Source organism: Roseitalea sp. (assembly GCF_984466335.1).
Map to the genome: position 1 here is coordinate 1 of NZ_CFIFWG010000111.1, position 10,571 is coordinate 10,571.

Here is a 10,571-nt window from a genome sequence, read left to right on the forward strand (position 1 = left end):
TATGACAGCGAGTTTCCCGAACTGGGCCGCCGCCTGGCCGACAGGGGCGCAAGGCTCGTCTTCGTGCCGTATCTGACCGACACGCGCCATGGTCACCTGCGGGTGCGCTATTGCTGCCACGCGCGCGCCGTCGAAAACCAGTGCTTCGTCGTCACCTCCGGGCTGGTGGGCAATCTCGCCAACACCGCCAACATCGAAATGGCCTATGCGCGCTCGGCGGTCCTGACCCCGTCCGACCATGGCTTCGCCCGCGACGGGATCGCGGCCGAGGCCGAGCCGCAGATCGAGCAGATGATCATCGCCGATCTCGACATGAAGGCGCTGGAGACGGCGCGGCGGAAGGGTTCGGTGCGCAATCTGGCCGACCGGCGGCCCGATCTTTATCGGCTGGTCTGGGCCGGCGGGCGCTGAACCGCCGCTTCCGGCCATCCGGCCGGGCGGGCGCGGGTGTCAGAACACGGCGTGATCGCCGCGTTCGATGGTCTTTTGCCCGGCGACGACGCGCGCATAATGGTCGAACAGGGTCTCGGTTCCGAAAGAGGGCGTTGAATCGGCGTCATAGCGGCCCGTATCCGGATCGAGAAGGAGCATCGACTCGGTGGCATAGTAGCGCCCGATGCGCGCCAGCTCGGCCTTGTCGGCGAGCTTGGGAGAAGCGCGGCCGAGCACGGCCAGCATGGCCGCGACGACATCGAGCATCGCGACCGGCACGTGCCGGAACCGGGGCGGCCGGTCCAGCAGCGCGAACAGATGCTCGCCCTGCTCTCTGGGCGTGATCGCCGCGCCAGGACCGCCGATCGGCAGGATGCGGTCGCGGCATGACGGATCGTCAAGGCAAAGGGCGATGTAGCGGGCCAGATCGTCGTCGCCGATCGGCTTGCAGGCCGTCAGGGCGCCGTCGCCGAACAACAGGAAGGGCTTGCCCCTTGCGAGCCGGTCGATCTGCCCCGACAGCGACTTGAAGAACGCGGTCGGCCTGACGATCGAATAGGTCAGGCCGGAACCGATCAGGGCCGCCTCGAAGGCCAGCTTGGCATGCTGGAAGGCAAGCCGCGGCTTCTGCACGCAGATCGCCGAGAGCAGCACCATGTGCGCGACACCGGCCCGCCGTGCGGCGGCCAGCGCGCCCAGATGCGCCCGATGGTCGATCGCCCAGGCATCGGCGGGCGCGCCGGTGCGCGAGGCAAGGCACGAGACGAGCACATCGAAACGCTCGCCGCCAAAGCCGTCGCGGGCCAGCGACCGCGGATCGGTCACCTCGCCATGGCGTATGGCGGCCCCTGCGGGCGGCTCCGCCATGGCTCCCGGCGCCTGGGCCCCGCCGGCCCCGCAGCGCGGCCGCACGAAGCAGACCACGTCATGGCCGCGCGCGACCAGGGCCCGCGCCGTCGCCCGGCCGATCGTGCCGGTCGCGCCCAGCAGCAGCACGCGGCGCGGCGCCGGAGACCGATCCGGCCGCTGTGCCGTGCCGGTTCCGCTCATGCGGGACGATCGACGATTGCGCGCGCCGGGTGCCTTGGCGCCATCGGGAAGGCATGGTGGCGTTCGCCGCCGGCAAGGGCGGCGATCGGAAGGGGCGTGCTGTCCGGCCTCGACATGCATAAAGGCTAGCCGGAATCGCGCCGCCCGGCCAGTCCGGGAGCAGGGCCGGGCGGCGCCGGGACGAGGGCATGCGCGCCTACCGTCCCATGCGGACGCGATCACGCAACCGGTCCAGTTCCCGGGCGGCATTCATGTGCAAGGGCAGGCGGGCCGCCCATTCGATATCGGCCCTGCTGACGCCCACGTCGCGATAGAGCCAATCCTCCTTGCCGAGCAGCGTCAGGAAGGCCTGCCGGTCGAGCCGGCGGCGTCGGCTTTCGGCCGCGCGGGCGCGGAGCCGGCCGAACCCGGCGATGGCGAGATCGGCCAGCCGACGCGCCAGCGCGCCGGGGCGGGTTTGCAGCGATCGCGTATCGTGATGGTCGAACACGGTCATCGGTCCTACTCCTCGGTTTCATCGCGGACGATGTTGCTTTCGGGGTGGACAATGGAAACGATCGATGCTTCAATCAAACGAAACGATTTGATGTTTAAGATCAATAAAATTGAAAGACAATCCGCCATGAACGCTCCCGATGCCAAGCCGCTGCGCCCACAGGTGCCGGTCGATGTCGATCTCTTGCGCACCTTTGTCGCCATTGCCGAGTCGGGCAGCTTCTCCAAGGCCGCCGAACGCGTCTTCCGGACGCCGTCGGCGATTTCGATGCAGATGAAGAAGCTTGAGGACCTGCTCGGTGTCGGCGTCTTTACCCGCGACTCGCGTTCGGTCGCATTGACGGCCGAGGGCGAGCTTCTCATCGGCTATGCGCGGCGCATCCTGGCGCTGTCCAACGAGATGATGGCGCGCTTCGTCATGCCCGACGTTCAGGGCACGGTGCGGCTGGGCGCCGCCGACGACCATGGCGAACGGCTGCTGCCGCAGGTGCTGAAGCGCTTCGCCGAAACCCACCCCAATGTCGCCGTCGACGTGGTGATCGAGAACACCCAGGAACTGGTGCCGCGCTATGAGCACGGCGACCTGGACGTGGTGATCCACACGGCGCGGCCGGAAAGCGCCCTGCCGGCCGACGCCACAGTGTTGATCGAGGAGCGGCTCGTCTGGGGCGGCCTCAAGGGCGGCTGTGCGTGGGAGCGCGATCCGCTTCCCGTTTCCATGTGGGAGGAGGGCTGCTCGTGGCGGGCCAACGCGGTCCGGGCGCTGGGCGAGACCGGGCGCGACTTCCGGATCGCCTATATGAGCGCCCATACGGCCGCCCAGAGGGCGGCGCTAATGTCCGATCTCGCCGTCGCGCCGCTGCCGGTCTCATGCATCGAGCCGCCGCTGATCTGCATTGGCGAGAAGCAGGGCCTGCCGAAGCTGGGCACCTATCAGAGCCGGATGCGGGTGCGAACCGACGCGGGCGAATGCTCGCGCGCCGTCGCCGACCATGTGGTCGCCTGTTACGCGGCGATCGAGAGCGGCGATCTGCCATGCGCATGAGCATCTTCATTCGCCGGCGAATCGACAAGCAGGACGGATAATCGCCGCCGCGTGTCCGGCCGCGGGGCAATCGCATATGAGGCGCTGCTTGACACTATTATAGATTGCCTATAATTATAATCCCTTATGGTGCGACTTGTTATATGTGTCTAGTGCAGCCTCATGCACAAAACAGGAACATATGAGGCTCAAATCGGTGGCTACGCGGCATTCATGCCCGCGCCCCTGCCGGACGGCACGGCATTCGACGTCAGCAGCCTCTATGCCCTGATCTCCCAGGCGGACAGGGCGGTCGCGCGGCTTGACGGATCGATCCATACGATCCCGGACCCCGATCTGTTCGTCCTCTCTTACATCCGCAAAGAGGCGGTGGTCTCCAGCCAGATCGAAGGCACGCAGGCTTCGCTGAGCGACGTGCTGAAGGCGGAAGCGTCGGTCCTGGACCCGGCACGGCCCGCCGATGTCGGCGAGGTCGTCAATCACGTCAAGGCCATGCGCTACGCCGTTGCCGAGACCAGCCGCATTCCGATCACGACGAACCTGCTGTGCCAGATGCACGAACGGCTGATGAGGGGCGTTCGCGGCGAGGACAAGGCTCCGGGACAAATCCGCACCATGCAGAACTGGATCGGCGACGAGGGAACGGGGATCAGCAATGCCGTCTTCGTTCCACCGCCGCCGCACATGGTGCGCGATTGCCTGCACGCTCTAGAGCGCTTCATGAACGAGGACCAGAACCTGCCGCTCGCGGTGAAGGTCGGCTTGGCGCACGCGCAATTCGAGACCATTCACCCGTTCAACGACGGCAATGGCCGCGTGGGGCGCATGATCATACCGCTGATGTTCATGCGACACCGCGCGATCAGCGATCCCGTCCTCTATATCTCCCACTATTTCCGCCGGCATAAGGGCGAATACACCGCGCGCCTCCAAGCCACCCGCGACGGCGGCGACCTGATCGGCTGGACCGAATTCTTCCTCAAGGCCCTGATCGACGTCGCCGAGGACGCAACCCGGGTTTCCCGCGCCATCGCCCGGCTGAGGGAGATGCATCGCTCCGGCATCATCGAAGCCATGCCGCGAGGCGCCGGCCGTGCCCTGAAACTGTATGAGTCCCTGTTCAGCCTGCCGATCGTCACCGTCAAGGGCGCCGCGGCCACCATGGATGTCACCTTCGCGGCGGCCAATACGACGGTGAACAAGCTCGTCGATCTGGGAATCCTCGCCGAGATCACCGGCGGGCAAAGGGACCGGGCCTTCATGTACGAGACCTATTATCGGCTGTTTGAACCGCAGGCCGCTCCCCGGAACGGAGCCTGAACACTATTGCCGATGCGCCATCAATGCGCCTCGTCCCAGTTTCCGGCGGCGGCCGCGTCGACCCGCAAGGGCACCGACATGGAAACCGCCGGCATGGCGGCGCCCTCCATCACCCGGCGGACCGTGGCCATGGTCGGCTCGATATTGCTCTCGGGCACTTCGAAGATCAGTTCGTCATGGACCTGGAGCAGCATCTTCGCCGACAAGCGATCGGCCGTCAGCGCAGCGTCCATGCGCGCCATCGCGCGGCGGATGATGTCGGCGGCCGAGCCCTGGATCGGCGCGTTGATCGCGGCGCGCTCGTTGAAGGCGCGCACCTGCGGATTGGAGGACTTGATCTCCGGGTAATGCGCGCGGCGGCCGAAGATCGTCTCCACATAGCCATGCTCGCGCGCAAAGGCCTTGGTGGCGTCCATATGGTCGCGAATGCCCGGAAAGCGCTCGAAATAGGTCTTGATATAGTCGGCCGCCTCAGCGCGCCCGATGCCCAGATTGCGCGCCAGCCCGAAGGCCGAAATGCCGTAGATGATGCCGAAATTGATCGCCTTGGCCCGGCGGCGCACCTCGGGCGGCATCGCTTTTATCGGCACGCCGAACATCTCCGAGGCGGTCATGGCGTGGATATCGAGCCCGTCGGCGAAGGCCTGCTTGAGCTGATCGATTCGGGCCATGTGGGCGAGCACGCGCAATTCGATCTGGCTGTAGTCGGCCGAGACCAGCCTGTTGCCCTTTTCGGCCACGAAAGCGGTGCGGATGCGCCGCCCCTCGGCGGTGCGGATCGGGATGTTCTGCAGGTTCGGCTCGGACGAGGACAGCCGTCCGGTCGATGTCGAGGCCAGCGAATAGGAGGTGTGGACGCGGCCCGTCTCGGCCTTGATGTAGCCGGGCAGAGCGTCCGTATAGGTCGATTTGAGCTTGGTGAGCTGGCGCCAGTCGACGATGCGGCGCGGCAGTTCGTGGCCCTCGGCCGCCAGGTCTTCGAGAACCTGCGCGGAGGTCGACCATTGGCCCGTGCGCGTCTTCGTGCCGCCCGGAAGGCCCAGCCTGCCGAACAGGATCTCGCCCAGTTGCTTGGGCGAGCCGATGTTGAAGCGCTCGCCGGCCAGTTCGTGAATCTCGGCCTCGATGCCGGCGGCCTTCTGCGCGAACTCGCCCGAAAGCCGGCTCAATATCTGCCTGTCGACGGCCACGCCGCGCCGCTCCATGGCCGTCAGGACGGGCACCAGGGGCCGTTCGAGCCGCTCATAGACCGACACCAGGCCCGCGGCGACCAGGCGCGGCCTGAGCACGCGCCACAGCCGCAGCGTGATGTCCGCATCCTCGGCGGCGTAGCGCGTCGCCACGTCGATGGCGACGCGATCGAAGGTGATCGCCTTCTTGCCGGACCCGGCGACGTCCTTGTAGGCGATCGGCGTGTGGCCCAGCCAGCGCTCGGCGAGCGCATCCATGCCGTGATGGCTGTTGTTGCCGCCATCGAGCACATAGGACATCAGCATCGTATCGTCGAAGGCGGCGATCGTCACGCCGTATCGCGCCATCACCAGCATGTCGTATTTGACGTTCTGGCCGACGATCAGGATCGAGGGGTCTTCGAGCAGGCCCTTGAGCCGGCTTATGGCTTCGTCCGCCGGGATCTGCCCGTCGATCAAGCCGCCCTCGCCCAGCAGATCGTCCTCGCCCTGGCGATGGGCGAGCGGCACATAGGCGGCCCGGCCCTGGGCGTGGCTGAGCGAGAAGCCGACCAGGTTCGCCGCCATGGCATCGAGCGAATCGGTCTCTGTGTCGAAGGCGACGGTGCCGGCGGCGCGCGCTTCGGCGATCCATGCCTCAAGGGTCGCGGGATCGCGGATGCATTCATATAAATCGGCGTCGAGCGTCGACGCGCCGGCGGCTTGCGCGCGCGCGGCGGCGAGGGACGAAGGGCTTGCGCCCTCCCCCTTGAGGGAAGCGTCGGGCCTCAGGCCCGGGGTAGGGGCATCATCGGTGCCGTCACCCCCACCCGCTTCGCCGTCGCGACCTTCCCTCAGGGAGGAGGCTGGAAGGTTCCCCGCATCCAGATCGGGGCCGCGCGCATCGGCGCCCCGGTGCGCGTCGACATGCGCCGGCTCGATCTGGGCGGCATCGGCGCCGGTCGCCTCGGCGACGCGCCGGGTCAGGGTCGTAAGCTCCATCGCCTTCAGAAAGCCGATCAGGCGCGGCCCGTCCTGATCCTCAAGGGCGAGCGCTTCGAGCGGCATTTCGACGGGCGTATCGGTCCTCAGCGTCACAAGATCACGCGACAGCCTTGCCTGGTCGGCGAAGGCGATCAGGTTTTCGCGGCGCTTGTTCTGCTTGATCTCGGAGGCGCGCGCCAGAAGCGCGTCGAGATCGTCATATGCGTCCAGGAGCTGCGCGGCCGTCTTGGGGCCGATCCCCGGCACGCCGGGCACATTGTCGGTGGAATCGCCCGTCAACGCCTGAAGGTCGATCATCTTTTCGGGGCCGACGCCGAACTTTTCGACCACTTCGGCGCGGCCGATCCGCCGGTCCTTCATCGTGTCATACATGGACACATGGTCGGTGACGAGCTGCATCAGGTCCTTGTCCGACGAGACGATGGTCGCTTCGCCGCCCGCCGCCTCGGCCATCCGGCAATAGGCGGCGATGATGTCGTCGGCCTCATAGCCTTCCAGCTCGATGCAGGGCAGGCCGAAGGCGCGCGTCGCCTGGCGGATCAGCCCGAACTGGGGCCGCAGATCCTCGGGCGGCTCGTCCCGGTTGGCCTTGTAGTCGGGATAGAGTTCGTTGCGGAAGGTCCTGGACGAATGGTCGAAGATCACCGCGAAATGGGTCGGCGTGACGCCGGCCTCGGTGTCGCGCGCCTCGCGCAGGAGCTTCCACAGCATGTTGCAGAAACCGGACACGGCGCCGATCGGCAGCCCGTCCGACTTGCGCGTCAGGGGCGGCAGGGCGTGGAAGGCCCGGAAGATGTAGGCCGATCCATCGACCAGAAACAGATGATCGCCTTTTTCCATGGCCGAACGCTTACCGCGCCCCGGCGCGGGCGGCAATGCGAAACAGGGCGCGCGCGAACGCCGCCGCCATCGCGCGCGTTCAGGCTTTCTTCATCGTTCTTGACGCATTGTTTACGGTGCCATCCCTTTATCGCGCCCGCATTGTCGGGCTAGGGTTGCGCCCGTCGGGCGCAGATCATCGGGAGACTCCAAGTGGTCCACGCAGTTTTCGGGCGGCTGCTGCTTGCCTCGGCCGTCATCGCGACCGGATGGGCGGCCACGCCGCCTCCGGCCGGCGCGTCCGAGGTCCAGCTTCACCAATTGCTGTTCAACCGCGAAAAGCGTCAGCAGCGGTTTGGCGACACCCGGCACGGCGCGGCGCCGCAGACGGTCCGGCAGGCCGCGCCGCCCGTGGCGCGGATCAGCGGCCCGTCCTATTATGCCTATGCGGCACCGGCGATCGCTAAGGTTACGCTCGTCTCGCTCCTGCCGGACGTGACGATAACCGGTTCGATCGGAACGGACGGCGCCGCCGGCCTGCCGCCCCTGACCGTGCTGGACAATGACCGTTTCCGTGAGGCGCTCGACCATGCGCCCGATGGCGCCCTGGCCATCGAACCCGCCATCGCCGATGCGGTGCGCGCCCATTATGCCGCCGATCCGGCCTTCCTCTGGGTCGAGGGCATGGATGTGAGCGCCGCCGGGGCGGTCGTCGCCGCGATGGTCAACGACGCCGGCGCCCATGGCCTCGTCGCCGAACATTACGCGGTCGCCCTGCCGCCCGCGGGCTGGCCGGCGGACGATCCCGCCCACCGCTATCGCGAACTACTGGCCTTCGAACTGACGCTGACGGCGCGCGCCCTGCGCTATGCGCTGGACATGAAGGACGGGGCGGTCGATCCCAACAGGCTGTCGGGCTATCACGACTTCTCGAAGGACCGGCTGACCGCGACCGCGGCGCTCGCCGCCATGGCCGGGGCCGACGATGCGGCCGCCTGGCTCGAAAGCCTGTCGCCGCGCCAGCCCGATTATGCGACGCTGAAGGCCGAACTGGCCGCGCTGCGCGCAAGCCCGCAGGACGCGATCGTCATCCCGCAGGGCACGTTCCTGCGCCCCGGCGCGATCTCGGACGCGCTGCCGATGGTGATCGGGGCGGCCAGGGAGAAGATGTCGGACGAAACGCGCGCAAGGCACGCCGGCACGCTTGCCGCCTATGCGGGCGGAAACCTCTATGACGGTGCCCTGGTGCCGCTTATCAGGGACGTCCAGCGCGACCTCGATCTCGTGCCGGACGGCATTGTGGGTCCCAAGACGGTATCGCGGCTCGGCGGCCAGAGCCTTGCCTTGCGCATCGGCCGGGTCGAACTGGCGCTCGAACGGCTGCGCTGGCATCCCGAGGATTACGGGCCGCGCCACGTTGTGATCAACCAGCCCGAATATCGCGTGCGCTACATGGTGGGCGGCGAAACGGCGCTTTCGATGCGCGCCATCGTCGGCAAGAGGTCGAACCAGACCTATTTCTTCCACGACGAGATCGACCATGTGGTCTACGATCCCTATTGGGGCGTGCCGCAATCGATCATCGTCAACGAGATGCTCCCCAAGCTGCGCCTCGATCCGGGCTATCTGGACCGCAACGGCTATGTGGTGACGACGCTGTCCGGCCAGCAGGTTTCTTCGTCGGCTATCGACTGGTATCAGTTCGCCGGCAAAGTACCATACAATGTGCGGCAGAAACCCGGCCCCCGCAATGCGCTGGGCGAACTGAAGATCATGTTCCCCAACAGCCATGCCATCTATATGCACGACACCCCGGCCAGGAACCTTTTCGCGCGCGACAACCGCGCCTACAGCCATGGCTGCGTGCGGCTGGAGGACCCGCGCGCCATGGCGGCGGCGGTGCTGGGCAAGTCGGAAGCGCATGTGGCAAGCCAGCTCGGCGGCTACGAACAGGTCGAGAGGCTGGCCGAGACCGTGCCGGTCTATGTGGCCTATTTCACGGCCTGGCCGGACGATGACGGCGCCATCGCCTATCACCCCGACATCTATGGGCGCGACGCCCATCTGCGCCGCGCGCTCGCTATGGTGGACAAGGCGCGCGCCGGCTGAACGCGTGGGCGGTTCCGGGCGCTATCGCCAGCTTCCGTCCGACCACATGGCGTCGAACGCGGCGCGATAGTCGCGATAGCGGAAGGCAAAGCCGAGCGCCTTGATCGCCGCGTTGGAAACGCGCTTGTTCTCGCCGTAGAAGGACCGGGCCATGGGCGACAATGGGGCCGTCTCGAAATCGATCTCCGGGGGCGGATCGACATCCATGACCGAGGCGGCATAGGCGACGACGTCCTGCGGTGGCGCGGGCCCGTCGTCGGTCACGTTCAGCACCCCGTCGTGCCGGCGCCCTGCCAGGAAGGCGAGCGCGCGGGCGATGTCCTCGACGTGGATGCGGTTGAAGACCTGGCCCGGCTTGACGATGCGCCGGGCGCGGCCGGCCGAAAGGTTGGCGAACGCGTTCCGGCCCGGCCCGTAAATGCCCGAAAGGCGCAGGATCGCGAGCGGCACGTCGCGTTCATCGCCGAAGACGCGCCATAGGCGCTCGGCCTCAAGCCGCTGCCTGGACCGGGCCGAGACCGGCGCTGGCGCGCTCGCCTCGTCGACCCAGCGGCCGTCATGGTTCCCGTAGACGCCCACGGTGGACAGGTAGGCGACCCATTCCAGACCGGGTGCCCCGGCGATCGCATCGCGAGCGGCGCGCAGGACCGGGTCGCCCCGCCCATCGGGCGCGATGGAGACGACGATGTCGGTGGCCATCGCGATCGCCGCGGCGAGATCGCCGTCGACCGTCTCGCCGTCGAAGACGAAGGGGCCGACGCCGATCCCGGCCAGCCTCTCGGCCTTGTCGCGGCTGCGCGTGGTGCCCATGACCGGCCGGCCCCCGTCCGCGAGCAGGCGCGCATAGGCGCGGCCGGAAAAACCCGCCCCGAAGATCAGCGTGACCGGTCCGTCAGACATGGGTTCCCTCCTGGTCGGCATCGTCCCACTCGGCGCGCACCGAAGCGTCCGTCTCCCGGCCGTAGCGGACGGCGCGGGCGGCCGCGAGCCGCTCCGGCGCGCATCGGCCGAGCGCCCAGACCGCCGCGCCGCGCACGATCGGATCATCGTCGTCGAGCAGCGACACGATCGCGCCCAGAAGATCCTGATCGGCGCTGTTGCCCGCCGCGATCAGGCAATTGCGCACG

The 10,571-nt window shown here is 67.5% G+C and carries 9 protein-coding genes; 4 read left to right on the forward strand and 5 right to left on the reverse strand.

The genetic code is table 11. From position 1 onward, the window contains the following. A partial coding sequence (locus AC5E6L_RS10730) for a nitrilase-related carbon-nitrogen hydrolase (protein ID WP_491773187.1) occupies window positions 1–411 on the forward strand: 411 nt, incomplete at its 5' end. Between the two features lie 39 nt (window positions 412–450). Here AC5E6L_RS10730 and AC5E6L_RS10735 read toward each other — a convergent pair. Together AC5E6L_RS10735 and AC5E6L_RS10740 are read right to left on the reverse strand one after the other, a co-directional pair. Beyond that, complete coding sequence (locus tag AC5E6L_RS10735) at window positions 451–1,422, reverse strand: NAD(P)H-binding protein (RefSeq protein ID WP_491773197.1); 972 nt, start codon at window positions 1,420–1,422, stop codon at window positions 451–453. A gap of 256 nt (window positions 1,423–1,678) precedes the next feature. After that, on the reverse strand, window positions 1,679–1,978 hold the full coding sequence (locus tag AC5E6L_RS10740; protein WP_491228532.1) for a hypothetical protein: 300 nt from the start codon (window positions 1,976–1,978) through the stop codon (window positions 1,679–1,681). 126 nt (window positions 1,979–2,104) lie between these two features. Here AC5E6L_RS10740 and AC5E6L_RS10745 point away from each other — a divergent pair, with 126 nt between their 5' ends. Next, a complete protein-coding gene (locus AC5E6L_RS10745; RefSeq protein WP_491773189.1) occupies window positions 2,105–3,022 on the forward strand; it encodes a LysR substrate-binding domain-containing protein in 918 nt (305 codons plus the stop codon). 213 nt (window positions 3,023–3,235) lie between these two features. Further along, window positions 3,236–4,342, forward strand: a complete 1,107-nt coding sequence (locus AC5E6L_RS10750) for a Fic family protein (protein ID WP_491228534.1) — start codon at window positions 3,236–3,238, stop codon at window positions 4,340–4,342. 20 nt (window positions 4,343–4,362) lie between these two features. On the opposite strand, the gene polA is transcribed toward AC5E6L_RS10750, so the two are convergent. Continuing rightward, window positions 4,363–7,356, reverse strand: coding sequence for a DNA polymerase I (polA, locus tag AC5E6L_RS10755; RefSeq protein WP_491773192.1), 2,994 nt, complete (start codon window positions 7,354–7,356; stop codon window positions 4,363–4,365). 192 nt (window positions 7,357–7,548) lie between these two features. Between polA and AC5E6L_RS10760 the strand changes: the two genes are divergently transcribed. Continuing rightward, window positions 7,549–9,444, forward strand: a complete 1,896-nt coding sequence (locus tag AC5E6L_RS10760; protein ID WP_491228536.1) for a L,D-transpeptidase family protein — start codon at window positions 7,549–7,551, stop codon at window positions 9,442–9,444. A 21-nt stretch (window positions 9,445–9,465) separates the two neighbouring features. On the opposite strand, the gene AC5E6L_RS10765 is transcribed toward AC5E6L_RS10760, so the two are convergent. Then, window positions 9,466–10,344, reverse strand: a complete 879-nt coding sequence (locus AC5E6L_RS10765; protein ID WP_491228537.1) for an SDR family oxidoreductase — start codon at window positions 10,342–10,344, stop codon at window positions 9,466–9,468. Beyond that, the coding region (locus AC5E6L_RS10770) for a HEAT repeat domain-containing protein (protein ID WP_491773195.1) at window positions 10,337–10,571 on the reverse strand (235 nt) is incomplete at its 5' end. The genes AC5E6L_RS10770 and AC5E6L_RS10765, both read right to left, overlap by 8 nt.